This window comes from Rhizobium sp. 25PS6 (assembly GCF_032464655.1).
GTDB classification, from domain to species: domain Bacteria; phylum Pseudomonadota; class Alphaproteobacteria; order Rhizobiales; family Rhizobiaceae; genus Rhizobium; species Rhizobium laguerreae.
Genome location: NZ_JAWDIV010000032.1, coordinates 31,903 through 53,913 on the forward strand (window position 1 = coordinate 31,903; position 22,011 = coordinate 53,913).

Consider the following 22,011-nt stretch of genomic DNA (forward strand, 5'->3'; position numbering starts at 1 on the left):
ATAGATAGTCGGAAAAGTTCCTGTGCGGTTCCGCACCCAGCGCCCCGTGCCTGAAGGATTGGTATCGGCACCTTGTTTCATCCGAATAAGAGCACATCTCGATGGAGTAAGCGTCGTCAGGAAAACAAATGGCTTACGAGCCTGATATGGCCATCGTCTTCGATAGCGCGACAAAGGCGGTGATCGTCAGTTTCCGCGGAGTCACGGTCTATCTGCCAGGTCCCTATGCTGACCGAAAGGCGGCCGTCCTGACCGCCGAAGCGCATTGCCGCCGGCTTGGCTGGCGAGATTGATTGCGATTTATGTCAACGATCCACAAAAGGCAGATATTAATATTAGGAATCGCTCGTCCTTTCGCAATGAGCGCGCATGCCGAGGCAAAATGTGCTAAGGTCTTTGCCAGGTATCGAAAGATCGCTACCGATTTCTCGTCGCTGGTTGTCAACAATTTCAGCGGCTTATGTGCGGTTTTGTCATAAACGCACAGTTCCTTGGGACCTATGGTCAAACCAACGGCCGTCCCGTAGTTTTTCACCAACTCACAGGCGTTTGGTTTTGACATCCAAGCTCCCATGCGGAGCCGCTATGACTCACATTGACCAATCGACTGTCGAAAACACCCTGCTGAAAATGTTGAGCGCGGACCGCTTCGCACGCCTCTCGGAAGGGATGGAGCGCGTCGACCTGCCATTACGGCACGTTCTTGTCGGTAGTGACGTGCCGACCACGCATGTCTGCTTCTTGGAAAGAGGTCTGGCATCCATGGTTGTCAGCAGCATAGACGAAGAAGTGGTGGAAATAGGCCATATCGGGCGCGAAGGCGCATCCGGCATGCACGTCGTTCTGGCGGTAGAGACCACCCCCACGCGCACCTTCATGCAAGTCGCAGGGTCGGGAATTATGGTGCCGATGGAGGCGTTTCAGCGCGCGCTCGCCGATGATCCCGAGATGAAGGATTTCTTCCTTCGCTATGTTCACACAACCGTGCTGCAGCTCGCCCATTCTGCGCTCGCGAATGCGCGCTACAATATGCACGAGCGGCTGGCTCGGTGGATCCTGATGTGTCACGACCGCCTTGAAGGCAACAACCTGGCCATTACCCATGAATTTCTGGCATTGATGCTCGGCGTCCGCCGTTCGGGCGTCACCAATGAACTACACGTCCTTGAGGGCGTCCACGCCATCCGATCGACCCGCGGAAACGTGCGAATAATGGACAGGGAAAAACTGATCGAAATTGCCGGTGGCTGCTATGGAGTGCCGGAGCGCGAATACGAAAAGCTGCTGGGTCCGCTCCGCGCCAGGTAGATCAGCCCACTCGCTTGACCGCTTCCGAAAAGGGCAGCACGAGCAGGATATCGCCTGTTTCGTTTCTGATCTCGACGCTTCTTGACGCAATGTCATATCCGAGGAGCACGGCACTGCTCATCAACGCGCGAGCATCACGCACCGCTTCAATGCGAGCGGCATCCAGATCAGGAAGCTCTGTTCCTTCCCAGTCTTCGAGCGATCCGGCTTCCGACAGGATATTGAAGTAGAAGCGTGGCATTCGAAATCCTTCAAAGCCCGGCGGGATAAGTCACTTATTTTGCCGTTCCGCAGCGTTCAGATCAACAGCATTGGGCATGCTTTCGTCATCGGTGCCGATGTCCTTACGGCCACTGTGCGCAACCGCACTGATAGTTGGCGGCGAGGAACCAATGGATTAAGTTTTTAACGCGAGCTTCAACTCAAGACTAATCTGGAGCGGCGACGCGTCGGAGGATGATATGATCGATTTCAATCTCTCGCTCCAGACGAAGGACGTGAACCTGCTGACGGAGGCTGTGCGGACCTGGTACCAGCATAATCACGTCACACCGACGGAAGGAGCAACGCAATTACTCTGTAGCGCGGCTGTCGATCTTTTTAGCCAGGGGCACAGGACGCCGGAGGAACTGGCTACGCTGCTGATCGCCAGGTTTGACAGCCCTCATTCGCTGAAGATCAACGCGACGACGTCCGCTGCTCATCACTAGCGATATCGGTCCCATCCCTTGGCGAACCGTAGGCGCTCTCGGATTTTGGAGGCATCGAAATGCTTCAGTCCCTCATTACATTGTCCGATCAAGACATCGAAGTCGTCATCACTGCGGTTCGGCAGTGGTGTACAAGGAACCACTGTGAGATCGATAGCAACGAAGGCCGCCGCGCCCTGACCCTTGCCATCGATCTCGTTCAGAACTCCGCCCGAGACACACTCCTCCAGAACTTGACGGAGCGCCTTGGCCCCTGGTCCGGTCAGATGGACGCGGAAACCTCCAGCCTAGCCAACCAGCAATGAGTGCCTCCATCTAGATGAATATCGGGGCGGGCGGGACATCATTGAGCCAACGCCTAGCAATCGTAGCGCGGCCGGCGAAGCATCCTACTCGCGAGATATTTGCGATTCGCTCGGCGGCGTCTTGGCAGCGCCGGTAACGATCATTCCGACCGGAACGCGGCGGGAAGATCAACAGCGAGATCAAGCGGCTGGAAATGCCGCAAGTTTTCCGTAATGACAGTGAGGTCATAGGCGCGCGCGGTCGCCGCGATGATGAGATCGCCAAGGCCGGGATGACGGCCCTGGCTTTCGGCTTCATCTTCCAGGGCGCCGACGATGCGCGCGACAACGGTATCCATCGGCAAGATCCGATCGCCGAAACTCTCGGTGATGACGTCCAGCCATGCCGAAAGGCGCTTTGCCCTCTCGACCCCACCGCGACGGTGAAGGCTCCGCATTCCCTTCTCGATCTCCGCGACTGACAGAGCCGAGAGAAACAGGCTATCGGCTTCGCCTTGCTCATGAAACCATGCCCGCACCGGATCGGACGGCGGCGCCTTGCCCGGCGCGAGCTTCGAGATGATGTTCGTGTCGAGAAGATAGGCGGTCACAGATCGATATTGCGCATTTTCGATGGGTTCCGCTCCAGTTCGACCCCACCGGGAAACGTCAACAGGAAATCCCCAAAATTCGGCCGTGGCTTCTTCAAAGCTCTTTTCGCGGCCTCGGCCGCTTCAACGGACACAAGCACGGCAGCGGGCTTTCCGTGCCGCGTGATCGTCACGAATTCGCCGTTTGCCGCTTCATCCACCAGACCGGCGAAACCGGCCTTCGCCTCTGCCACGCTGATTGTCGACACTGCCGCCTCGTCCTCTAAATGACCATATATGGTCAAATTAGACGGTGGCGCAGGCGGAATCAAGAGAGGAGAATTTTCCAAGGGCGCATCTGCGTCGCGTTGGGCAAGTCAACGTTCCGCCACTTGGATTTTGGCGTCTACATGCCGAGGCGGTCCATCAACTGGTTCGCCTCGATCTTAGCTCGCCATTGCATCAACTCTCCGGAGATGCGGTTGCCAACAGCGACGATGTTGAAAGATAGGAACGCAAACAACGCAGTGTGCGCGAGAGTCTCATATGCCCAATAAGCCAGCGCAGCACCGATGGCGGTCACAAAGAGAGTGTTCCAAATGTCATCCCGGTACTTCTTCTTGCTCTTGATCCTGAGGTCTTCCAGATGAGCGTCTAATTCTGTGGACATGCCAGCGTCCTTTCGAGAGTCGAAGCTAACCGTGCATGAGTGCGATCAAAAAGAAATACCTCGAGCCGGACTGCCTGAAGAATAGCGGCAACATAAGTGCGACACCCGGTAAGACGACACGTCCAGGAAAAAAAGGGCAATAAAGTCTGTAAAACGGGAATCGGTTGAGGTGCTGCATAGAGTTCGGGGGTTGCTAGGATCAACCGGAACGAGTCCCGAAGTGATTCGTTGAGTCGCGTGTCCAGCGTGAGGGGGTGCATCATGAGCAGGCGACGAAGCTTCAAACCGGTGAAAAACACCATCAATGGGAAGACCAGAGCCGTCTACAGGCGGGCAACACCTTGCTGAATGACTGGCCCGAGCAGACGCCGGCGGCCAGGGCGGCGGAACGGCTTGTGCTTGATGTGTTCGCCTCCGAAGTTATGCCGAGATAGACCGAAACCTCTCACGTATCCGCATCAGGATCGAAAAAGATCACCGAGAGGGATTCACGTTGACCTCCGGATAGCTCTCGGCAAGATGCCGGAAAAGAGCTTAGGAGGGGATCGTGCGACGCTTAATCGTATTGTTGACATTCATGGTGGCGGGCTCGACGGCAGCATCCGAGCAGGAGGCGAAATTGTCGCGCTTGGCTTGGGCAGCATTCGAGTGCCATGAGCTCGCTTTAATCGCCGACAATCAACCTGAGAAAGAGCGTCTGTTTAGGATTGGCTCCGGCACCTCGACGAAGTTTGTGGAAGCTGTACGAGCGGGCAAGGTCAGCGATAACGAGATGTTCAATTTCGTCCCCGGTGGCATCGCTCGGGCGACTGACGGTCCGTCCGTAGAATTCGTTGTTGGTCGTATCTATCAGCTTATCGTGGCCGATACGTTCGAGAACGTCACCCAAGAGGACAGCAGCGGCAAGGCTTTGCCGCCGGATAAGTGGGTGGCCGATCCCTTTGAGATGAAGGGGATCGCGCAGACGAAATACAGGGCGGCAAATTGCGAGCTGATCAAATGAAACAGTGGATCGAGTTTTCCGTTCTCGTCGTCTGGGTCGTTTCGTCGATGTGCTTCCTACCGATTCTCGTCTCCGTGATCTATCTCAACGGCTATTCGTGGATTTACTCGACGCCGTCAGGCGTGCTGCTGATCGGGGTGATCGGCACCTATACTGGCATGCTGGTGATCGCTATGTCGCCTAAAGGCTCGGACAATGAGATCAAGAAACAGATCAGCCGTGCGGAAGAGGCCTTGATGGCATCGAACCGTGCTCTCCTCTTCGAGTTGACCGGCCAGATAGGAAGAGTTGAGAGTGCGGTCGACGACTTGCATAGGAAGACCCGAGTTTAGGTAATTCGTCGTAGCCTTAGCAAATCGCGGATCGCCAAGTGTCCGATCATAATGCCGATGATTATCAGCAGATAGGGCCACACGACGATAGCCGCGACAATGATCCACCCTTTCGGGTTGTGGACCGCTCCCGCCATTTCCGCGTCCTTACCCTGAAATGGATCAACCCAGTTAATTGCCATAGCCGCTCCCTGTAGCAACAAGTAGAGGGAGGTCAGCGCAGCAACCACGCAAGCGGCCCGCACAAGGCTAAACTTCCGTTTCTCCGCCAATTTCATACTAAGCGCTGGAAAGACGCCGAAGGAATACACTAGGCATCCGAATAAGACCCAGCTGTTATAAATTGATGCCATCAGGCTCTGAAATTGCGCGATCATAGAAGGCCCCCAACCACAATAGAACTACTGACGTGGTTGGAGATTCCGCGCAAGACGAGATGTGGAGATCGTTAAGCTGTCAAGTTCCATTGCGAACCTTGGACCGGCGGCTTCATATCGCCCGTCCGAATGGACCAGGCATAGGACAATTTGTCCATTGGGATGGGAACCTGAGACTGTGTCGGCCGCGTCATGAAAATACAGTGATAGCAATGGCTTGAGGCTATTTTGTTGACAAGCGCAGTATTTGAAAACGTTCACAAGCCAAACTTTTTCTGACGGATCGGCCATCCAAACGTCAAGAATACCCCCGCAACCGCAGAACAGATCGCTGATGCACCGAGCAACCGGTTTCGAATCGTCGAATGGGTGGCTTTGATGTCAACGATATCGGACTCGGTAGAGCTGATCCGGGTCTTCCGCCCGTTAATTTCAGCTTGCTGTGCCGATTGTGATTGCATGAAACCATCGATCTTGCCGCTGATTTTGGCGACGCTCTCGCTGAGGTCCATAATTTTCGTTAACAAAAAAAATTCATCGGTAGGCATTAAAGGACTCGTCGACATCAGTGGCCAATTTGTCCATTGAGGCACAGGCGCTGCAAGATTCGAGGTTCGCTACAGGAATTGTAGACGGCGAGTCCTTTTGAAATTAATGTCGAAAAAAACTGGGCCGCAAAATTCGAAACGACAATTTCCGATGAATGAATTTTCGAGTCCTTCAAATTCCCCTCAAGGGAAAAATCCTTTGACAGGACTCGTGCTTTGTTGAAAGGTATCATTACACGAAAACGAAAGGGACCGGTGTTGGTACCACCGATCCCCTCGACAGCAAAACCGTTGTTACGGTTTCGTGGACTGATCAGAGCCGTCTCGGTGGTAAAACCACGAGACGGCTTCTCTCATTTCCGTCGCGAAATGAAGACCGTAGAAGATCATCATTGTCGCGAACGTAGCTGCCATCCACATCCTCAGGACCATGTCTAGCATGGTTTTCTCCTTCGTTTGCCGTGGATCGGCACCAGCAAGATACTGGGCTTCAGCGCTCTTTCGCAAGGATGAAAAATACGCATTACCCGCTATTCACAGACGAAAAAAAATAATGAAGCGATTTCAGATACTTATGACACACTTATCCACAGGTAGACAGGGGGAAAGTGCCGGAACTTAAGGGGAACGCGAGCGATAATTCGACCTGAGCAGCAAGGTTTGTCGCTTCGCTCGACGGGAATCGACTTGACGATATACCGAATCACGCACCGGGCGGCTCCTAATCCACAGCCGTCTGATCACAGCGTAGCTAACGTCGCTGCCGCCGCCAATTACCAGCTCCTGTTCTTGATCGTGGCGTTCTCTGCTGATCGCCGACGCCCGGACGCGATACCATTTCCTTGCGAGCCTGCTGGCTGTTGAGTTGTTTTATGGCGTTGACGGCTGAGGTCATGATATCTCCGGCGACAGATCGATGCCCTTGCGGACGTAGATCGGCTGCTGCCGCAATGGTTCGAAGTAAATCCTTAGGACGGTAGGATTCGCGGCAATCGCGGCAACAGGATTTCCGCCAAAGCTGGACGCAGTGAACGCGAAACCATCCTGAGCATCCGTCCTTCTCTACGACAAGGATTCGAGGGGCTTGGCTGTCGAGGTTTGAAGTGTTGACGGGCGCACTCACGCCCGGAGCCGTTATGCCGTAAGCGATATCATCAATCAGGGTCAGGACCCATATGATAAGGCTGATCGTCCACCAATCCCACGTCGGAAGAAGCCAGTATAGCCAAATTGGCGCCAGCCACGGCAGCAACCAGAGGACATATGTCCAGGTAAACTTGTCGCCCCGTTTTTCTGGCTCTGGCATGTTTTCAGCCACCGGCAAATTTCTTTGATTCTCTGATCAACAATAACACGCACGACAGGCTCCTCAACCGGAACGAGTCCCGAAGTGATTCGTTGAGTCGCGTGTCCAGCGTGAGGGGGCTGCATCATGAGCAGGCGACGAAGCTTCAAGCCGGTGAAAATCACCATCAATGGCAAGGTGAGGACAGTCTACAATGTCGTGCAGGCGGGCAATACCTTGCTGAATGATTGGCCCGAGCAGACGCCGGCGGCCAAGGTGGCCGAACGGCTTGTGCTTGATGTGTTCAATGATGCGGCCGAGCCGGAACAGGTGCGGCGGGCATTCATCACGGCGGCCAAGGCCAGCGACATCAAGTTCAGCTCCTGATCCGTGGCGTCTGGCAAAGTCTTGGCTCACTTCCATGACACGTGCTCCTGGTTTCGCAGATCCTGGCTTTTGAACTGCGTCTCCATCCAGGCGGCTGAGACGATGGCCGCGAGGAAGCCGAAGGTGAGGCAGGTGATTGCCTGGAGCCGCCACGAGACGAAGGTGACCCGCGCCGGGGTGGCAGGCTTTTCTGCGCATTCGCCGGGCGGGCAGGCGCAGCCGGAAAAGGCCTTGATCAGACAATCGCTCATGCCGCACCGCCTTTCACCGTGTCGATGGCGGCGAGGATCTTCTGGTGAAGCGGGCAGCCGTGATCGGCACTGCCATCGAAAAAGCGTTCGGCCTCCACCAGCGCCTTCAGGAGATCGGGTGCCCCGGCCGTGAAGCGGGCCTTGGCGCGGGTGTTTTCGGCTGTCCCGGCCCGTCGGGCGGCAGGAAGGGAAGGGCTCTCGGTTGAACCAGGTGTAAGGTTGGCGGCAGGCATCTCCGTTCCCCTCAGGCGTAGAATTGATCATTGTTGGCGATGCCCATGATCTCGCGGGCATAGCGGTAATGCTCCTCGACGGAGGCTGCCGCCCCGCGCAGCCAGGACGGGCCGCGGATTAAATGTTCGGGACGGCGGAGGAACGCGAAGCCAAGCGCGCCCATGCGCTGGGCCTCGATCGCCATATAGGCACGGCAGTCGCCGATCGTCTGCGCGCCATTCCAGCGGGCATCCCGCCTGCTTTCCTCGGTCTCGATCTTGCGAATGTGCTGCATCGCCCTGTCCTCTCGTCCGTTTGAGTGGCTTCAGGTGAAGGTATATATCATACCTTATTACGTCAACGGGAAAAGGTATAAAAAATACCTCTTGGATTGACGAGGTACGAATCATAGATCTATGTCTGGGGCAAGTGATTGGGCGACCGGGTGCAACTCCCGAGCTGACGAAGCCCAGCGGCGCGGGAAGCGAAAGTCCTTAAGTGCGCTGTCAGAAAATCAGGACGAGGGCGAAGCGAATGGCCCCTCTGGCACGTGTCCCATCCCGGCTCCGGCCTTCAGGACTTGGCCAATGCTCTCCCGGCTTCATGGGCTTTGCTCATGGGGTAGGGGGAAGCTTTGGCCGGAACCCTCCCTCACCAGCCTTCAGGAACCTTCTCCTCCTAAGCTGAAGAGAGAGGAGTGAGAACCGAAGTTGGAGTATGAAGCTAAGAGAAAAACAGGCCGGCCATGCGCAACGAAATCGAAATCACCGACGAAGTGATCGAGGCGAGCCTGGGATCACCGAATTCTATGATCTATGGAAGGACGCTGCCAAAGGACATGTTCCCCGCAGCCATCCGTTCCATCCTCGTGGCGGTGACGAGGGTGGTGCGCGAACGGCATCCGGAGCTTCCGCAATTTGCGGTTTCAGAGGATGAATCGTCCCGATATCTCTCGTGATCCCGGCTAGGGACCGGCGAGCTTCGGAGCGAAATCCTACAGGCCGTACATCTCTCGCGCGGCGCTGTAGGCCAGGAGCAACACCGCGATCGTGACGATATAGAACCAGATTCGGCCGGCGCGTGAGGAAGGGCGTATCATCCTGTTTTCCCTATTGAAATATGATTGATTCCCGGCATTAAGTCCGAGCCCCTACATCTCGATGATCGATCGGCGGACGCGGCCGACGATGGTGACGGCGCCCTGGAATTCCGGCGGCGACACGTCCTCGTAGGAAGCGGGCTGGAAGGGCGGATCGTCGTTCGGGCGATAGCGCTTGTAGGTTGCGGCCCCCGTCTCGTCGGCGACGACATAGAGCGCGTTCGGCGCCAGGCGCTTGTCGCGCAGATTGACGAAAATGATCGAGCCCGGCGGCGAGATCTTGTTCATCGAATTGCCTTCGACCTCGAGCGCGATCCATTCGCCATCGGGCAGGTCGAGGGCGGCGACCGTCGGGAATTCCGAAAAATCGGTGATCGGCGCCTGCTCGCTCAGCTGGCCGGCGCTGACCCAGGAGATTTTGGGGACATCGGCGACGGAGGCCGGCAGCTCATCCGGATCGAGCGCGTTGCCGGCGCCGAACTGCAGCCAGTTGAGATTGACCTTGAAAGCTTGGGCATACTTCTTCGCATCGGCAATGCCGAAGCCGTTGCGGCCGGATTCATGCGCCTTGTAGACATTGGCATTCCAGCCGAACCGATCGACGATCGCCTTCGGCCCGGCAAAGCCGGCATTCTTTCGGGCCATGACCAGCCGCTTTGCGCGTTCTTCGCGCTCAAATTGTTCCTGATCTTTCAACATGATATAAAAAATACCCTAAATTAAGGTATATGTCATGCCCTAATGTGCTTGACATTACGGGTATTAATTGTACCCTAATCGCCATGACAAACACCGACATCATCAACAACCACATAGCTTTTCTGGCTGGGGAGACGGCGCCATGAGGTTCACCATCTCAAGCGAAGAGCGGCTCGCCATGGACGTCATGCCGACCGGCGTCGTCATTCACCGGCCGCAAGGGCCAAGGGGAGGGCGCATGTCCGTGATCCCCGTTCGCAACGAGGATATCCCCTTCCTCGCCAAGGCCCTGCAGCAGGTGCTGAACGCCAACCGGGAGGTGGAGTCGCTATGACCATCGCCACCGCAACACCCGCCCGCGAGTTCCAGCGCCGCCGAGCCCGCTACACCGGCTGCCCGATCTGTGCAAAGGCGCTGTCGATCGCCGAGGTAATCGAGCGACACTGCGAGAATTGCGATCGGCCGACGCGCCCGGAAGAGATGCGGGAGATATTCCCCGGCGCTCTGCCGACCCCCGACCCCGATAGCCCAGCCCCTCCCTGACGGCTATCGGCCGCTGGCGTCGTTGCCCTCCCTCGGCGACGCCAGCATCCTCGGGCGCGACTGTGTCGTGCCCATTGGGCGCGGCGATGCCGTGCCCATCGGCGCGACGATGTCGTGTCCGACCCAGGCGGCGGCCTGGCAGACGACCGGAGCCTTTGCTCGCGCAAGAGCCCGCTCCGGTCGTCATCGATGAATTGAATCAAGCACGGGACGAGCCACCCGCTCCGGCGGGAACGGCGAGCCGCGTTCGAAATCGGAAAGAAGGACCAAGCGATGAGCATCCAGGCCGAGGCGGCGCCAGCGCAGCAAAGCACGCAGATGAACGCGCTCGAACTCTTCCGCACCGGCCGGGACTACATCGAAATATCAGCGCTGCTCGGAAGGTCGGTGCCCTCGGTGGAAAGCGAGATCCACCGGCTGCGAAGCGCGGAGAAAGGCGACAGCGCCCAACAGGACCATGCCGGCTCAGAGATCAGGCGGTTTGCCCGCCGTCCCGCGAGGCCCGGCGCCGCGGTCAATTTTGCCCGGCGGGCGACGGAGGCTGCGGGTTTGAGGTCGGCCATCTCAACCGGGAAAGGCACATCGCATGGCTAAGGACACGGTGAGTGAGGAGATCATGGAAATCCTCCGCCCGGTGCTGGGCGAGGAACTGGCGGCAGCGATCATCGAGCATCGCAAGCGCACGCTGAAGAAGCCGCTGACGGTCTATGCCGCGCGGATGCAGGCCAGGGAATATCTGATGACCGGCGATCCGGTCGGCGCCGCCGAGATGCAGATCTTCCGCGGCTGGCAGGCGATCAAATGCGACTGGTATATCAAGGAGAAAGCGAGGGAAGCCGGGTCGATCAACAGCAGCACGAGAAGGACAGCAGTGGATGCCGCACGAGATTTCCCCTCTGGTGAAGATCATTTCGGGGATGCTTTCTGGCTTCCCGGCATCCGCAGGCACTGATCCCGACATGCAGATCCGCGCCTATCTCGTCGCCGTCGAGGGCCTGCCGGCAGAGGCGGTCTGGCGGGCCGCCAAACGCTTCATCTCCGGCCAGGTCAGGGACCATAACCGCGCCTTTGCCCCGAGCTCGGCGAGCTTTGCCGAAGAGTGCCGCCAGCAGCAGGCGGCGATCGAGGCCGAGCGCCGGCCGCGCCTGGAAGCCGAGCCCGAGGTGCCGCGGCCGAAAGTGCCGGCCTACAAGATGCAGCTGCTGCGCGATGCGGCCAATGGCAGCCGCAGCGCCAAGCGGGAGCTCGCCCGCATGTTTCCCGACAACCCGATCATTGCCCGCGCCGCGCGCGATGCACAGGAGGCCACCAAGTGACCATCACCTTTTGGACGGAAGACAAGATCGTCAAGGCGGAAAAGCTCTGGAAGGAAGGGCTGTCGGCCAGAGAGATCGCCAACCTGTTCGGCTCGAAGAAGAACACCGTCATCAACATGGCGCACCGCAACCGCGACAGGTTCCCCTCGAGGCAGGACACCTGGCATCCGCATCCGAAGGCAGGCCCGCCTGTCCAGCCGATCCGCCACCCCGACCGCGTGACGCGGGTGACCCTGTCGGGCGCGCATGTGACGATGCCGCGCGTGCCGAGCATCGATGGGCCCGCGGAGCCATGAGCCCGGTCACCCCACGCGAAACCGAAGTGATCCGCTGGATGGCGGCGGGCAAGACGGCCGCCGAGATCGGCACCATTCTCGGCATCTCGCCGATCACCGTGAATACGCACATCGCCAACGCCAAGATGAAGCTCGGCGTCTTCAAGGAAACGGCGCTGGTCGCCGCGGCAATCAGAAACGGCATCATTCGATAGAAGGACGATCAGCATGGGCGGCAAAGCCACCAAGATGAAGACGCAACGGGTCAACAAGGGCGCCGGCCGGCCGCGCAAGGAAAATGTCGAGCGTTTTCCCTGCGGCAAGATCAAGCCCTTCGAAACCGAGAAGGAGAATATCAGCGTGGCGATATCCGCCCGCCGCCGCATCCACGGCTTCGGCCGCACGGTTGATGACGAGACGGTCAGGAGCCCCTTTGCCGGCTACACCCTCGGCCGCATGTTCCTCGACGGCCTGATCACCGCCGAGCAGCGCCAGGCCGGCGACGACTATGCCGAGACGATCGCCCGCTACCACAAGACCACAGGCATCCCGGCCCCGAGCCCGAGGGCCCAATCGCTTTTTACCGTCAAAGGCCATGAAGGCGAGCAGACCGAAACCTTCGCCGACCGCGCCCGCAAGGCCAGCAACCGCATGATGGCGCTGCAGGGCATCCTGCTGCGCTGCCCCGACGGGCCGCAGGTGCGCAGCATGGTCTATAACGTCACGGTGATGGATTACGACCACCTGCGCCAGATGCCGCCGCAGCAGTTGCTGTGGCTGCGGCGGGGGTTGACAGCGTTGCGGGGGGCGAGGGGTGGGTGATGGGGTGGCGGAAGCCTCCGTCGGGTGTCCAGGGCTGCGATCTCTCTCCAGCCTCATCCTGAGGTGCCCCGCAGGGGCCTCGAAGGACGGGGCTGCCCGCCCGCCTGCCTCGATATGCCAATGCTGCAATTGGAGTCCCGCCACCCGCCCTCGTCCTTCGAGGCTCCGACCTTTGGCCTGCGCACCTCAGGATGAGGGCTGATCGTGGTGTTTGCCTCGGTTTACCGGCGCGTCTTGCCGCTGCGCTTCCCGTTGAGCCAGGCTGCAACCTCTCTCCAGCCTCATCCTGAGGTGCCCCGCAGGGGCCTCGAAGGACGGGGCTGGCCGCCCGCCGGGGCACTTGATCAACGTCGGACGGACCCTTTTCGTTGCCGCCCTATCGGAGTATTTTGCTCTCAAACTGTCTCAACTTGGCGCTGGAGAGTGCAGTGTTTGTGGACGGCCGTCGCACGTTCCTGCTCTTTTTGGCCGTCGCAGCGTGTCAGCTGACAGTCGCGCCACAATTGGGTGCGGCAGACGACACCGTTACCATCGACAGCGGCATGCTGAAAGGTGAGAGATCCGGCACGGTCGTCAGCTTCAAAGGCATACCCTATGCGGCACCGCCGGTGGGTGATCTGAGATGGCGCAATCCGAGGCCAATGGAGGCATGGAGCGGTATCAAGGATGCCCGCAATTTCGGTCCGTCCTGCATGCAGGCCGGTGATCTGCCGAAGTCAGAAGATTGTTTGACCCTCAATGTCTGGACACCCGCCAAACGTTCCCGGACACCCTTGCCGGTGATGGTTTGGATTTATGGCGGCGCTCTTGCCGAGGGAAACACCCTTCAATATCCAGGTGACCAGCTCGCCGCCCGGAGAGTTGTATTCGTCAGCATGAACTACCGTGTAGGCCGATTGGGGTACTTTGCCCATCCGGCGCTGATGAAGGAATCCCCTGACGAGCCCGTCGGCAATTATGGTTACATGGACCAGCTCGCAGCCTTGAAATGGATCCAGCAAAATATCGAAGCCTTCGGCGGCGATCCGAAAAAAGTGACGATATTCGGAGAGTCGGCCGGGGGCGGCTCGGTGATGGCGCACATGATATCGCCATTGTCACGGGGGCTTTTCCGCGGCGCCATTCTACAGTCACCGGGTCTGCCTACCGCGCGTGCTGAGAGTACGCCTTTATCACCTTTGACAGCGGCAGAGAAAACCGCGTTGGACTATGCGGCTTCTCTGGGAATCAATGGCAGCGATGCCGACGCTCTCACCGCCCTTCGGGCGCTGCCTGCGGAAAAGCTGACCGAAGGTGCATCGGCACACGACGTGCTGGCGGGAATGTCGACCGGCAAGCCCGTCATCGGCGTCTCAGGCCCGATTATTGACGGAAAGTTTTTGCTCGAAACGCCGGAAGCGGCCTTTGCGGCAGGCCGGCAGGCGCCGGTTCCCGTCATCGTCGGGGCAAATAATCGAGATCTCGGTCTTGGTGAGGCCGCGACGAAAGACGATCTCTTCGCGCTGTTCGGGAACCATGCAGCTGAAGCCCGCACCCTCTACGATCCGACCGGCCAACAGACGCTCGATGAATTGAAGCAGCAGGTTCTGGCCGACAAAACGCTTGTCGAACCATCCCGCCACCTCGCTGACGAGATGATCCGCGCTGGTCAGCCGACGTGGTGGTATCGCTTCTCCTATGTCGCCGAGGCCCTCCGCAACGATCCGGCATGGAAAGGCACTCTGCACGGCTTCGAAATTCCGTATACGCTCAACGTTCCAGACGCACTGGTTAAAGACAAGGTGACACCTGCCGACTGGGCCATGGCCACATTGGCGAGTGCTTACTGGGTCCAATTTGCAACGAGCGGTGACCCCAATGGCGGCTCACGGCTAAAATGGCCTCACCACGACCCCTTCGTCCACAGGGTCATCGACTTCACCAATCACGGCGTGACGTTCGGAGCAGATCCGCTGAAGCAGAGGCTCGACCTCTGGCAAAGCTATTGGGAGGAAAAGGAGTGACGGGGTCGGCGCCGCCCGAATTCTGGCACCGTTGTCGCGCCATTCAGCGGGGGGTGCGAAGCCGTCTGGAAGGCTTCACGAGGCTGAGAATTTCACCATGACACCCCGCTGGCGAAAGTAGGCCTCCATCCGCTTCCTGCCAGAACGGTTATTCTGCACGAGCCTGGCCGGGTCGAATACGGCCTCTTTCACACCCGCCCGCGTCAACGCTGCCTTCAGGGCCGCGATATGCACGTCGATGTCGGCATTGTCCGCCTGGAGCGACTCATAAATGCGGTTTGTTGCATCTGCTACGGTCGGTTCGCTCACGATTACACTCCTGTTGTCGGTTGGCTGGCCTGACCGTATTGGGGTGAAACTTGTTCACGTCAATGGGTGACAATGGATTGGAACATTTCGTCCACTTTCGAAGATGAACCACTCAACGGCAGGAACAGCTCCGCCACCGTCCCGTGCTCCGGCCCCGGGTAAGAAGGCGAGGTGTCCTCACCAGCGAGCTGGCCCGGACCCGCCTGCTACGCAGACTGAGAATACCCCCAGCGCTGTGGCGTTTCATCTAAAGGCGGTGATGGCTGGATGGGTTAGCCGATCGTAAAGCGCCAACTCCTCGGCGGTTGGCGGCTCGAACAGCTTCGACCACCTAAGCAGGTCCGCCCGCGAGATGTCGAACGTGCCGACTGGAAGCTCGGCGTTTCGCCGGGAGACCCGGTCCCAAAGCGCATCAAAGGGAACGTCGAGGAAGCAGAGGACGACGCGGGCACCAGCTGCGCGCGCTTCCTCCCGGCAGGTGTCGCGTTCTGCCCGTGACCACACACCCCAATCCACGACAACGTTACACTGAAGCCTGATGGCACGCAGAGCGATCTGCCATTGCAGGCCCTCGACTCTGCCTCGGCAGGGACCAGTTTCGGCTTCCGGCGTAGAGATGCCGGGGTAAAGCCTGTGCATCCAGTCGTCGCCGGTCAGACGGAGGGCAGATGTTTCATGTTCGATGATCTTGGCGAGCGACGTCTTCCCCGAACCGGGAAGACCGCAAGTGAGGTAGAGCGTGGGCATTGGAAAATCTCTGATTTGGATTGGCAAGTGGAAGCCGCCCCGCGGTGTCGTGCAGGACTGCGCTTCGCTCAAGGCCGCAAGGCGCGGCCAATCAGAGGTGTGTTGCCATGGTCTGTTTTGTAGGACCGCTCTGCTCGGGGGTCAAGACGGAGCGCATGGGTGAGCGCACCGGTGAGGTCGTCTAACCCACCGGCTGCTTTGTGGTGCCTCCAACAATAAGCTGACTGTCAGCATCCCGCCCGCAGGCGGCGCCTCCGATGCCTCGCAAATCAAAATCCGTAAGGAGGGGCAAAGAAGCAGTTCGCGTGGTCTTCGGTTGGGTGCAAGCAAATGTGAAAATGACTGTCTCCGGACGGAATGGTGGCACCATACGGAATTCGGAAGAAGTGTTGCTTTGTGACGAGGTGATGGTCGCCCGGATTGAGCAGCACTCTGAAACCGTCAGAACCGGTGCTCACGCTGGTACTCGGAATTTCGTGGCAATCGCCTCGTTCTTTGTCCCCTCGGCAGCAAGCGGGTGGATAGATCCATCCCGACTCGGTGTCGTGGGCGGTAGCGCCATTCCAGCAAGACAGCGTCGACAGGATAGCTGAGAAATACAAAGCGCGATTCATCTTTTGTGTTCCGGGGGCGGCAGGTCGCAAATCTGCCGGCAATTGTGAGCGAGGTCCTGCCGCATGTAACGAACGGACTCCGATCAAATGACGATATTTCCCCGATCGGCATCTTTGCCCGACCCTGTTTCGAATTAGAAAATCGTTTGCTGATATGGTCGCCCGCGAATTCCTCGACGCCGACCAAGGCAGGATGCGTCATGGACGTTTCACGACGCAGATGTTGTTCGCATCGCGGCTCGACTGGTCTATTCGTCCAACGGGTATGATCTGGGGACCGGCGGCTTGTGACAGCGCCGCATCTGACGCGCGGTTTGGTCGCCGCTGGCCGGCCTCATTCGGGAAGCCCTGCCGTTCGCAAGGCCGCTGCCAGCGCGTCCATCAAGTACGGCTGAAACAGGTTCGTTCGCACGTAGCCGCCGACCGAGAAATTCGGCGCCACCTCGATCAGTCGTCGTGCCGCAGAGTGCGCGGCTTCGACATTGCCAAGGCCGACGTGGCTGACCGCCAGATAGGCGTACGGGATGCTGAAGCCGGGATTTGCCCGGACCGCCAGAGCGGCGTATCTGGCTGCGTCGGCGAAGGCGCCGGCAAAGAGGTGGGTCAGGGCGAGTGCGCAGTAGGGATGGTAGCTCAGCGGATCGTCGAGCGGGCTCAGCCGCAGCGCCTTGTGCGCATGTTCCACCGCCCGTTGGTGTCGCTCGCTGTGGGCACTGACCAAAGCGCTGAAGCCAAAGGCCAGGGCCGAATTGTTGTTCAATGCGAGAGCCCGGTCGAGCACCTCGACGGCGGCGTCGTAGTCCCGGGTGAGGTTGGCGCGGACGAACGCGCCGATGCTCATCGCCTGCGGGTCGTCGCTGTTGATGCCTAACGCAATGTCGGCGTGGCTGAGTGCGGTCGCCTTGTCTGCGGGATCCAACCCGTTGCGCAGGTAGCGCTGCTCGTAACACCATGCGGCATAGCCATGCGCAGCGACATAATCGGGCTGAAGCTCGATCGAGCGCGCCAGCAATTGCAGGGCCTTGTCCGTCTCGACGGGCGTGTTCGCGTGGGCGTGCGGCAGCGCTCGAAGGTAGAGATCGTACGCGTCCAGACTTTCGGGCCGCTTGCGGTGCGCACGCTCGATCTCCGCACGGCGAACACTCGGTTCGATCGAGCCCACGATCTGCTCAGTCAACCGATCCTGGAGATCGAACACGTCCGTTGCCGCGCCCTCGAACCTGTCGGCCCAGACATTAGTGGCCGATGCGCCGTCGACAAGCTGGGCATTGATCCTCAGCCTCCCCCCGGACTGCCGCAAGCTGCCCTGCAGCAGGTAGCGAACGCGTAGTTCGGCGGCAATTGTGCGCAGATCGGCTTTCTCGCCCCTGAAGCCGAAGGAGGAATTGCGTGCGATGACGAACAGACCCGGGATCTTAGAGAGGTTGGTGATGATGTCCTCGACCAGGCCATCGGCGAAGTAGTCATTGGGCTCGTCGCCGCGCATGGTGGCGAACGGCAGCACGGCGATCGAAGGGCCGCCGAGCGCACCCTCGTCGCTACGCTCCAGGGACAGGCGGTAGCCCCGCCGCGAGACGGTGGCCAAGATCGCATACCGCTCGTCGCCGAGCGCTCGCCGGATCTCGTGGATGCATTGAACGAGACTGTCGTCGGTAACGGTGACGCCTCCCCAGACGGCTTCAAGCAGCTCGGCCTTGCTGACCAGCCTGTTCGCGTTCTGGACGAGGTGGCGAAGGACCGCAAAGGCCTGCGGCCTGAGAGCGATTGCATCGCCGTTCTCAAGACGGAGCGTCTCGCCTTCCAGGTCGACGACAACCTTGTCGTTGAGGATAAGGGTGGCAGTTGCTGGCGAACCGACCATGACGATCCTCACATGTGACGGATCCCGTCGCCTAGCATACACCAGGTCTTCGCCGACGGCTCTTCATTCTTTCGGGGGTCTGGCCGGCGCAATTTTGGCAAACGACCGGAACTCGCTCGTTACTCGGACGCGGCGTGGTGTGTGGTCGCAATGAAGCACGACCGCGCAGGAGGCGAAAAACGATGTCTACCCGTCGTCATGCTTTCACCACTGAAAAGAACAGGAATCGCGGCTTGGTCGTCAGGCTCTGATAGGCCTGCGGAAAAAGCGTCCGGGCGCGAGGATCGGGCTGGGGCTCGCTGACGATGTCGATCTGAAATCCGGCCGATTTCAGCGCGTCGAACATGGCATGCAGCGGCCGGTGCCAGAAGCGCATGGCGATATCCTTGCCGCCGCGCTGCCAGGTCTCATCGAAGCTGTAGGTCTCGAAATAATCGTCGCGGCCGGTCGAGGCGTGATCCATGAAGGGATGGTGGGTGGAAAAGACCAGGCGTCCGCCTTCGGGCAGCAGCCGGTTGAATTCCGAAAGGGGCCTCGACCAGTCGGGCAGATAATGCATGACCAGCGAGGCAAGGATCAGATCGAAAGCTTTGTCCACAAAGGGCAATGCTTCGTTGAGATCCGCCGTTAGCAGGCGCGCGCGCCCTTCCAGGCGACGATGCGCGATTTCAAGCATGCCGGCACTGGCGTCGATCCCGGTCACAACAGCCCCGCGCTCGAGCAGCGCTGCCGCATGCGCCCCGCCTCCGCATCCCGCATCGAGCACGGAAAGCCCCGCGACATCGCCAACCAGGGCAAGAATGGCCGGCCGCTCGTAATAGGCATTCCAGGCATTGACCTCGTTATCGGCGTCATAAGCCGCCGCGAAGGCATCATAATCATTCTCGGCCAAGATTTTCCCATTCCGAAGACTGTTTGAAGACGCCTGTGTGTCAGAAGCTTGATACCACCGACAGTGCCTAGCAAGCATAGCCGCGAAAGCCCGGACTCGCGTGCTATACGATTCACGCCGAGGACTGCCCCTCACCCTAACCCTCTCCCCGTAAAAGACGGGGAGAGGGGACGTGCCATGCGAGACGTGGAGGGGGTACGGAGAGGTCGCCGCATGTCCCTTCGCCCCGCGAGCGGGGAGAAGGTGGCGGCAGCCGGATGAGGGGCGGCGGCGATCTCTGAGCGGTTGTGGGTGCTGCGCCGGTTTGCTCAAGCCGAGGACCATCCGGCGTCAAGCCAAGGGTCACCGGCGCGGCACGCAGTGGGGCGCTGTCGTCATCGAAGGCGCGGGGTTGTCGTTTCGATCGCGGGAAGGGAGGCGTCCACTGCATGCCGCACGACGCTGGTAGCGCGAAATTGTTACGCGCACTTTGCCGGGGACATACCAATCCGTAAGATTGCCGCGCTGGCCGTTCGACCGCTGCACTTTACCAAAATGTATAGTTCCAGCGAGGTCCCCGTGAGGTTTGGAGCGCAGGCTTGGCGCCATCATTGCCAAGTCGAAGGTCAGCTCTTTCATGAACATGCGCACCGCACCTGCCGCCCTTATGCCGGCCCTTCATCCGATCAGCCTGCGGGTGAATACCTACCTGATCAATCTCGACCGTGCGCCATTGCGCAGGTTTCGAATGGAGCGCCTGCTGGCAAGCTTCGGCCTTGCCTTCGAGCGGGTGGCGGCGGTCGATGGGGCGGGGCTGAGCCTGCCGCATCCGGGCTTTGACGAAGCTGCCTATCTCAGCCGCCACGGCCGGCGGCCGAACCCTTTCGAGATCGGCTGTTATCTAAGCCACGTCGAATGCGCCAAGCGGTTCCTCGCCAGCCATGCCGAGTTCGCGCTCATTCTGGAAGACGATCTCGATTTCGATGACGATCTGGCCGAGCTGCTCGATGCCGCCCTCGATCACGGTGCGCGCTGGGACATCCTGCGCCTGTCGACCGTCAATTCCGGGCGAAAGCACAAGGTGGAGCCGCTGACCGCGTCGCGCTCGCTCGCCATTGCGCTCACCCGCGAGAAGGGGTCCGGCGCCTATCTCATCAACCGCAAGGCGGCGGGCTGGATTGCCGGCGTGCTTGTCCCCATGCGCCTGCCTTATGATCTCGCCTTCGATCTGGAGTTCGATGATGGGCTGAGCGCCTGCTTCGTCGATCCGCTGCCGGTCAGCCAAAGGGTCGATCCCTGCTCGCAGATTCAGGCAGCGCTTTCGACCTACCGGCTGGGCCGCCGCCGGCCGTGGAGCGTGCTGCCATATCGCACTGCCGCCGAGCTGCGCCGCTTTGCCGCCCGCTTCAGCCGGCTCGCGGCATGGCGGATGGGAGGTTGGGACCAACTGCCGAAGTGAGAGGGAAGGCGATCGAAACGATGAGGCCGGGATGATTGTCGGCCATGGTGATCTCAGCCGAATGCAGGTCGGCGATCGCCTTGACGAGGCTGAGCCCGAGGCCGCTTCCGGGCGTCGCGCGGCTCTTGTCGAGCCGGTAGAGACGCCGGAAGACCTTGTCCCTTTCATCGGCGGGAATGCCGGGGCCGCTATCGGCGACCGCAATGATGGCGCGGCCGCCCTGGCAGCGCAGCGAAATGGTGATGCCGGTTCCGGCCGGGCAGTGGTTGATCGCGTTTTCCACCAGGTTGGCGATCATCTGCGTCAGCAGATCACGGTCGCCCCGGATGAGCGCGGGACAGCGCTCCGCGATATCAAGCGCCATCAGCGCGTCTTCGGCGACATCGCCATAGACCTCGGAAATCACCGCAAGCACGGCGTCGATATCGATGGCCTGAAAACGCTCCTTGCGCGCGCCGGCCTCGATCTGGGAAATGCGCAGCAGCGCCTCGAACGTGGCGTTGATCCGGTCGCTCTCGTGTCTTGCTTCGTCAAGCAGCGCCGAAACATCCGCCTGCTGGTCGTTTCCGGCTACCGCTGCATCCAGCGTCAGGCGCAGCCTGTTCAGAGGCGTCTTCAGATCGTGGGCGATATCGGCGCTCACCTGCCGCATGCTCTCGACCAATCTCTGCAGCCGCTCCAGCGCCGCGTTGATCTGGATCGCCACCGTATCGAGATCGTCGCCGTTGCCGGTGATGGCAATGCGGGCGTCGAGCGCGCCGTGGGAGACGTCGTTCATGGTGAGGGCGACCCTGTCCAGCCGCGCCTGGGCGCGAACGGCGAGAAAGACGCCGCCGCCGATCGCGGTCGCGACGACGATCGCGGCGGCCCATTCGAAGCTGACCAGCACGATCCGCAGCATCTCGTCGACATCGTTGAAATTTTCCGCCACCACCAGGCTGTAGGGACCGATGGTCGAGACCTGCATCCGGTAGCGTTCATGCCCCTTCAGCCCGACATCCCTGGAGGTGACGGTATAGATGCCGTTCGGGATGCGGGGTGCGGCGAAATTGCCGGCGAGTTTGCGCCCGCCTGCATCCGTCAGCGAATAGAGCCCATCGGAGGTCGACTGGAAGCTCGCATAATTGTTCAGTGTGTTGATCAGATCCTCGGTGTCACCGGGATTGTAGGTCGAGACGATGAGCGAATTCATCTCGTTCAGCGACTGTTCGAGATCCCGCTCAAGGCCGAGGCGCAGCATGTGGTAGATGATCGCGCCGCTCAGGATGAAGGTGACGACGAAGAGCACGCCGAAGGTCACGGCAAGCCGGAACGGCGTGCTCCTGCGCAGGCTCGAGCATGATGCCGAAAAGTGTGCGCGGTTTTCGGACGACATCATGCTCTTAATCTTTGAATTGCGAACAGGATTTAGGATTTTCAGGCCGATGGGCCTGAA

General features: G+C 59.7%; 33 protein-coding genes and 2 pseudogenes. 19 read left to right on the forward strand and 16 right to left on the reverse strand.

The window, feature by feature from the left end; all coding sequences use genetic code 11:
* Positions 1-128: 128 nt before the first annotated feature.
* Together RWK44_RS32680 and RWK44_RS32685 are read left to right on the forward strand one after the other, a co-directional pair.
* Entirely contained in the window at positions 129-293 is a 165-nt protein-coding gene (locus tag RWK44_RS32680) for a hypothetical protein (RefSeq protein WP_017959352.1), read from the forward strand.
* 292 nt (positions 294-585) lie between these two features.
* A complete protein-coding gene (locus tag RWK44_RS32685; RefSeq protein WP_077975706.1) occupies positions 586-1,308 on the forward strand; it encodes a Crp/Fnr family transcriptional regulator in 723 nt (240 codons plus the stop codon).
* A gap of 1 nt (position 1,309) precedes the next feature.
* Here the strand turns inward: RWK44_RS32685 and RWK44_RS32690 are convergent, their stop codons facing one another.
* Positions 1,310-1,549 (reverse strand): DUF6894 family protein, encoded by a 240-nt coding sequence (locus tag RWK44_RS32690; RefSeq protein WP_131666974.1) that lies wholly within the window; start codon positions 1,547-1,549, stop codon positions 1,310-1,312.
* Positions 1,550-1,769: 220 nt separating this feature from the next.
* On the opposite strand from RWK44_RS32690, the gene RWK44_RS32695 reads away from it, so the two are divergent.
* Both RWK44_RS32695 and RWK44_RS32700 read left to right on the forward strand, forming a co-directional pair.
* Positions 1,770-2,018: a hypothetical protein gene (locus tag RWK44_RS32695; protein WP_131666972.1), complete on the forward strand. Its 249-nt coding sequence runs from the start codon at positions 1,770-1,772 to the stop codon at positions 2,016-2,018.
* A gap of 59 nt (positions 2,019-2,077) precedes the next feature.
* Complete coding sequence (locus RWK44_RS32700) at positions 2,078-2,323, forward strand: hypothetical protein (RefSeq protein ID WP_025393557.1); 246 nt, start codon at positions 2,078-2,080, stop codon at positions 2,321-2,323.
* A 140-nt stretch (positions 2,324-2,463) separates the two neighbouring features.
* Here RWK44_RS32700 and RWK44_RS32705 read toward each other — a convergent pair whose 3' ends face one another.
* From RWK44_RS32705 to RWK44_RS32715, 3 genes are all read right to left on the reverse strand, one after another.
* Positions 2,464-2,913, reverse strand: a complete 450-nt coding sequence (locus RWK44_RS32705) for a type II toxin-antitoxin system VapC family toxin (RefSeq protein ID WP_316029984.1) — start codon at positions 2,911-2,913, stop codon at positions 2,464-2,466.
* Complete coding sequence (locus tag RWK44_RS32710; RefSeq protein WP_316030008.1) at positions 2,910-3,161, reverse strand: type II toxin-antitoxin system Phd/YefM family antitoxin; 252 nt, start codon at positions 3,159-3,161, stop codon at positions 2,910-2,912. Before RWK44_RS32710 ends, RWK44_RS32705 begins: the two co-directional genes overlap by 4 nt.
* Before the next feature lie 137 nt (positions 3,162-3,298).
* A complete protein-coding gene (locus RWK44_RS32715) occupies positions 3,299-3,562 on the reverse strand; it encodes a hypothetical protein (protein ID WP_316029985.1) in 264 nt (87 codons plus the stop codon).
* 261 nt (positions 3,563-3,823) lie between these two features.
* Between RWK44_RS32715 and RWK44_RS32720 the strand changes: the two are divergent.
* From RWK44_RS32720 to RWK44_RS32730, 3 genes and pseudogenes are all read left to right on the forward strand, one after another.
* Positions 3,824-3,990, forward strand: a pseudogene (locus RWK44_RS32720) (DUF982 domain-containing protein); the annotation flags it as partial.
* Positions 3,991-4,109: 119 nt separating this feature from the next.
* Positions 4,110-4,565, forward strand: coding sequence for a hypothetical protein (locus tag RWK44_RS32725; RefSeq protein ID WP_316029986.1), 456 nt, complete (start codon positions 4,110-4,112; stop codon positions 4,563-4,565).
* Positions 4,562-4,897 (forward strand): hypothetical protein, encoded by a 336-nt coding sequence (locus tag RWK44_RS32730; protein ID WP_316029987.1) that lies wholly within the window; start codon positions 4,562-4,564, stop codon positions 4,895-4,897. Before RWK44_RS32725 ends, RWK44_RS32730 begins: the two co-directional genes overlap by 4 nt.
* Here the strand turns inward: RWK44_RS32730 and RWK44_RS32735 are convergent.
* The 3 genes from RWK44_RS32735 to RWK44_RS32745 all read right to left on the reverse strand — a co-directional run bounded on the left by RWK44_RS32735 (position 4,894) and on the right by RWK44_RS32745 (position 7,140).
* Positions 4,894-5,274, reverse strand: coding sequence for a hypothetical protein (locus tag RWK44_RS32735; protein ID WP_316029988.1), 381 nt, complete (start codon positions 5,272-5,274; stop codon positions 4,894-4,896). The genes RWK44_RS32730 and RWK44_RS32735 overlap by 4 nt on opposite strands.
* Positions 5,275-5,531: 257 nt before the next feature.
* Positions 5,532-5,822, reverse strand: coding sequence for a hypothetical protein (locus RWK44_RS32740; protein ID WP_316029989.1), 291 nt, complete (start codon positions 5,820-5,822; stop codon positions 5,532-5,534).
* Positions 5,823-6,573: 751 nt separating this feature from the next.
* Positions 6,574-7,140: a hypothetical protein gene (locus RWK44_RS32745; RefSeq protein WP_316029990.1), complete on the reverse strand. Its 567-nt coding sequence runs from the start codon at positions 7,138-7,140 to the stop codon at positions 6,574-6,576.
* Between the two features lie 114 nt (positions 7,141-7,254).
* On the opposite strand from RWK44_RS32745, the gene RWK44_RS32750 reads away from it, so the two are divergent.
* Entirely contained in the window at positions 7,255-7,494 is a 240-nt protein-coding gene (locus RWK44_RS32750; protein WP_077975709.1) for a DUF982 domain-containing protein, read from the forward strand.
* A 26-nt stretch (positions 7,495-7,520) separates the two neighbouring features.
* On the opposite strand, the gene RWK44_RS32755 is transcribed toward RWK44_RS32750, so the two are convergent.
* From RWK44_RS32755 to RWK44_RS32765, 3 genes are read right to left on the reverse strand one after another with little or no spacing between them, the layout of a single operon-like run.
* Positions 7,521-7,745, reverse strand: a complete 225-nt coding sequence (locus RWK44_RS32755; protein WP_316029991.1) for a hypothetical protein — start codon at positions 7,743-7,745, stop codon at positions 7,521-7,523.
* Positions 7,742-7,978, reverse strand: a complete 237-nt coding sequence (locus RWK44_RS32760; RefSeq protein WP_316029992.1) for a hypothetical protein — start codon at positions 7,976-7,978, stop codon at positions 7,742-7,744. Before RWK44_RS32760 ends, RWK44_RS32755 begins: the two co-directional genes overlap by 4 nt.
* Positions 7,979-7,989: 11 nt before the next feature.
* Positions 7,990-8,253: a hypothetical protein gene (locus RWK44_RS32765; protein ID WP_168257994.1), complete on the reverse strand. Its 264-nt coding sequence runs from the start codon at positions 8,251-8,253 to the stop codon at positions 7,990-7,992.
* A 450-nt stretch (positions 8,254-8,703) separates the two neighbouring features.
* Here RWK44_RS32765 and RWK44_RS32770 point away from each other — a divergent pair, with 450 nt between their 5' ends.
* Positions 8,704-8,916, forward strand: a complete 213-nt coding sequence (locus RWK44_RS32770; protein ID WP_316029993.1) for a hypothetical protein — start codon at positions 8,704-8,706, stop codon at positions 8,914-8,916.
* 192 nt (positions 8,917-9,108) lie between these two features.
* Here the strand turns inward: RWK44_RS32770 and RWK44_RS32775 are convergent, their stop codons facing one another.
* Positions 9,109-9,756, reverse strand: coding sequence for a S24 family peptidase (locus tag RWK44_RS32775; protein ID WP_316029994.1), 648 nt, complete (start codon positions 9,754-9,756; stop codon positions 9,109-9,111).
* A 142-nt stretch (positions 9,757-9,898) separates the two neighbouring features.
* On the opposite strand from RWK44_RS32775, the gene RWK44_RS32780 reads away from it, so the two are divergent.
* From RWK44_RS32780 to RWK44_RS32820, 9 genes and pseudogenes are all read left to right on the forward strand, one after another.
* Positions 9,899-10,090: a hypothetical protein gene (locus tag RWK44_RS32780; RefSeq protein WP_041936201.1), complete on the forward strand. Its 192-nt coding sequence runs from the start codon at positions 9,899-9,901 to the stop codon at positions 10,088-10,090.
* The gene (locus RWK44_RS32785) at positions 10,087-10,299 is read left to right on the forward strand and encodes a hypothetical protein (RefSeq protein ID WP_316029995.1); all 213 of its coding nucleotides are present in this window, start codon (positions 10,087-10,089) and stop codon (positions 10,297-10,299) included. The genes RWK44_RS32780 and RWK44_RS32785 overlap by 4 nt, the downstream gene beginning before the upstream one ends.
* Before the next feature lie 273 nt (positions 10,300-10,572).
* Positions 10,573-10,852 (forward strand): annotated as a pseudogene (locus tag RWK44_RS32790) (sigma-70 family RNA polymerase sigma factor).
* Positions 10,853-10,885: 33 nt separating this feature from the next.
* Positions 10,886-11,251 (forward strand): hypothetical protein, encoded by a 366-nt coding sequence (locus tag RWK44_RS32795; RefSeq protein ID WP_316029996.1) that lies wholly within the window; start codon positions 10,886-10,888, stop codon positions 11,249-11,251.
* A complete protein-coding gene (locus RWK44_RS32800; RefSeq protein WP_316030009.1) occupies positions 11,217-11,615 on the forward strand; it encodes a hypothetical protein in 399 nt (132 codons plus the stop codon). Before RWK44_RS32795 ends, RWK44_RS32800 begins: the two co-directional genes overlap by 35 nt.
* Positions 11,612-11,911, forward strand: a complete 300-nt coding sequence (locus RWK44_RS32805; protein ID WP_027668500.1) for a GcrA family cell cycle regulator — start codon at positions 11,612-11,614, stop codon at positions 11,909-11,911. The genes RWK44_RS32800 and RWK44_RS32805 overlap by 4 nt, the downstream gene beginning before the upstream one ends.
* Positions 11,908-12,105, forward strand: coding sequence for a response regulator transcription factor (locus RWK44_RS32810; protein WP_316029997.1), 198 nt, complete (start codon positions 11,908-11,910; stop codon positions 12,103-12,105). Before RWK44_RS32805 ends, RWK44_RS32810 begins: the two co-directional genes overlap by 4 nt.
* A gap of 13 nt (positions 12,106-12,118) precedes the next feature.
* Positions 12,119-12,712: a hypothetical protein gene (locus RWK44_RS32815; protein WP_316029998.1), complete on the forward strand. Its 594-nt coding sequence runs from the start codon at positions 12,119-12,121 to the stop codon at positions 12,710-12,712.
* Positions 12,713-13,140: 428 nt separating this feature from the next.
* Complete coding sequence (locus tag RWK44_RS32820) at positions 13,141-14,715, forward strand: carboxylesterase/lipase family protein (RefSeq protein WP_316029999.1); 1,575 nt, start codon at positions 13,141-13,143, stop codon at positions 14,713-14,715.
* Positions 14,716-14,790: 75 nt separating this feature from the next.
* Here the strand turns inward: RWK44_RS32820 and RWK44_RS32825 are convergent, their stop codons facing one another.
* The 4 genes from RWK44_RS32825 to RWK44_RS32845 all read right to left on the reverse strand — a co-directional run bounded on the left by RWK44_RS32825 (position 14,791) and on the right by RWK44_RS32845 (position 19,138).
* Positions 14,791-15,027 (reverse strand): hypothetical protein, encoded by a 237-nt coding sequence (locus tag RWK44_RS32825; protein ID WP_085997531.1) that lies wholly within the window; start codon positions 15,025-15,027, stop codon positions 14,791-14,793.
* Positions 15,028-15,267: 240 nt separating this feature from the next.
* Positions 15,268-15,771: an AAA family ATPase gene (locus RWK44_RS32830; protein WP_168283649.1), complete on the reverse strand. Its 504-nt coding sequence runs from the start codon at positions 15,769-15,771 to the stop codon at positions 15,268-15,270.
* Between the two features lie 948 nt (positions 15,772-16,719).
* Positions 16,720-18,246, reverse strand: a complete 1,527-nt coding sequence (locus RWK44_RS32840; RefSeq protein ID WP_316030001.1) for a winged helix-turn-helix domain-containing tetratricopeptide repeat protein — start codon at positions 18,244-18,246, stop codon at positions 16,720-16,722.
* Between the two features lie 196 nt (positions 18,247-18,442).
* Positions 18,443-19,138, reverse strand: coding sequence for a class I SAM-dependent methyltransferase (locus RWK44_RS32845; RefSeq protein WP_316030002.1), 696 nt, complete (start codon positions 19,136-19,138; stop codon positions 18,443-18,445).
* A gap of 616 nt (positions 19,139-19,754) precedes the next feature.
* Here RWK44_RS32845 and RWK44_RS32850 point away from each other — a divergent pair.
* Positions 19,755-20,576, forward strand: coding sequence for a glycosyltransferase family 25 protein (locus tag RWK44_RS32850; RefSeq protein WP_222011642.1), 822 nt, complete (start codon positions 19,755-19,757; stop codon positions 20,574-20,576).
* On the opposite strand, the gene RWK44_RS32855 is transcribed toward RWK44_RS32850, so the two are convergent.
* Positions 20,524-21,954 (reverse strand): sensor histidine kinase, encoded by a 1,431-nt coding sequence (locus tag RWK44_RS32855; RefSeq protein ID WP_077975730.1) that lies wholly within the window; start codon positions 21,952-21,954, stop codon positions 20,524-20,526. The two genes, RWK44_RS32850 and RWK44_RS32855, sit on opposite strands and share 53 nt — an antisense overlap.
* Between the last annotated feature and the right edge of the window lie 57 nt (positions 21,955-22,011).

What these genes read in the sequence shown, in the direction of transcription:
- RWK44_RS32830 (WP_168283649.1), bottom strand. Translation starts at nt 15,771, where the DNA reads ATGCCCACGCTCTACCTCACTTGCGGTCTTCCCGGTTCGGGGAAGACG.
- RWK44_RS32690 (WP_131666974.1), bottom strand. Translation starts at nt 1,549, where the DNA reads ATGCCACGCTTCTACTTCAATATCCTGTCGGAAGCCGGATCGCTCGAA.
- RWK44_RS32800 (WP_316030009.1), top strand. Translation starts at nt 11,217, where the DNA reads ATGCTTTCTGGCTTCCCGGCATCCGCAGGCACTGATCCCGACATGCAG.
- RWK44_RS32735 (WP_316029988.1), bottom strand. Translation starts at nt 5,274, where the DNA reads ATGATCGCGCAATTTCAGAGCCTGATGGCATCAATTTATAACAGCTGG.
- RWK44_RS32685 (WP_077975706.1), top strand. Translation starts at nt 586, where the DNA reads ATGACTCACATTGACCAATCGACTGTCGAAAACACCCTGCTGAAAATG.
- RWK44_RS32700 (WP_025393557.1), top strand. Translation starts at nt 2,078, where the DNA reads ATGCTTCAGTCCCTCATTACATTGTCCGATCAAGACATCGAAGTCGTC.
- RWK44_RS32730 (WP_316029987.1), top strand. Translation starts at nt 4,562, where the DNA reads ATGAAACAGTGGATCGAGTTTTCCGTTCTCGTCGTCTGGGTCGTTTCG.
- RWK44_RS32810 (WP_316029997.1), top strand. Translation starts at nt 11,908, where the DNA reads ATGAGCCCGGTCACCCCACGCGAAACCGAAGTGATCCGCTGGATGGCG.
- RWK44_RS32755 (WP_316029991.1), bottom strand. Translation starts at nt 7,745, where the DNA reads ATGAGCGATTGTCTGATCAAGGCCTTTTCCGGCTGCGCCTGCCCGCCC.
- RWK44_RS32750 (WP_077975709.1), top strand. Translation starts at nt 7,255, where the DNA reads ATGAGCAGGCGACGAAGCTTCAAGCCGGTGAAAATCACCATCAATGGC.
- RWK44_RS32760 (WP_316029992.1), bottom strand. Translation starts at nt 7,978, where the DNA reads ATGCCTGCCGCCAACCTTACACCTGGTTCAACCGAGAGCCCTTCCCTT.
- RWK44_RS32695 (WP_131666972.1), top strand. Translation starts at nt 1,770, where the DNA reads ATGATCGATTTCAATCTCTCGCTCCAGACGAAGGACGTGAACCTGCTG.
- RWK44_RS32680 (WP_017959352.1), top strand. Translation starts at nt 129, where the DNA reads ATGGCTTACGAGCCTGATATGGCCATCGTCTTCGATAGCGCGACAAAG.
- RWK44_RS32715 (WP_316029985.1), bottom strand. Translation starts at nt 3,562, where the DNA reads ATGTCCACAGAATTAGACGCTCATCTGGAAGACCTCAGGATCAAGAGC.
- RWK44_RS32770 (WP_316029993.1), top strand. Translation starts at nt 8,704, where the DNA reads ATGCGCAACGAAATCGAAATCACCGACGAAGTGATCGAGGCGAGCCTG.
- RWK44_RS32855 (WP_077975730.1), bottom strand. Translation starts at nt 21,954, where the DNA reads ATGATGTCGTCCGAAAACCGCGCACACTTTTCGGCATCATGCTCGAGC.
- RWK44_RS32795 (WP_316029996.1), top strand. Translation starts at nt 10,886, where the DNA reads ATGGCTAAGGACACGGTGAGTGAGGAGATCATGGAAATCCTCCGCCCG.
- RWK44_RS32740 (WP_316029989.1), bottom strand. Translation starts at nt 5,822, where the DNA reads ATGCCTACCGATGAATTTTTTTTGTTAACGAAAATTATGGACCTCAGC.
- RWK44_RS32775 (WP_316029994.1), bottom strand. Translation starts at nt 9,756, where the DNA reads ATGTTGAAAGATCAGGAACAATTTGAGCGCGAAGAACGCGCAAAGCGG.
- RWK44_RS32815 (WP_316029998.1), top strand. Translation starts at nt 12,119, where the DNA reads ATGGGCGGCAAAGCCACCAAGATGAAGACGCAACGGGTCAACAAGGGC.
- RWK44_RS32785 (WP_316029995.1), top strand. Translation starts at nt 10,087, where the DNA reads ATGACCATCGCCACCGCAACACCCGCCCGCGAGTTCCAGCGCCGCCGA.
- RWK44_RS32840 (WP_316030001.1), bottom strand. Translation starts at nt 18,246, where the DNA reads ATGGTCGGTTCGCCAGCAACTGCCACCCTTATCCTCAACGACAAGGTT.
- RWK44_RS32765 (WP_168257994.1), bottom strand. Translation starts at nt 8,253, where the DNA reads ATGCAGCACATTCGCAAGATCGAGACCGAGGAAAGCAGGCGGGATGCC.
- RWK44_RS32850 (WP_222011642.1), top strand. Translation starts at nt 19,755, where the DNA reads ATGAACATGCGCACCGCACCTGCCGCCCTTATGCCGGCCCTTCATCCG.
- RWK44_RS32780 (WP_041936201.1), top strand. Translation starts at nt 9,899, where the DNA reads ATGAGGTTCACCATCTCAAGCGAAGAGCGGCTCGCCATGGACGTCATG.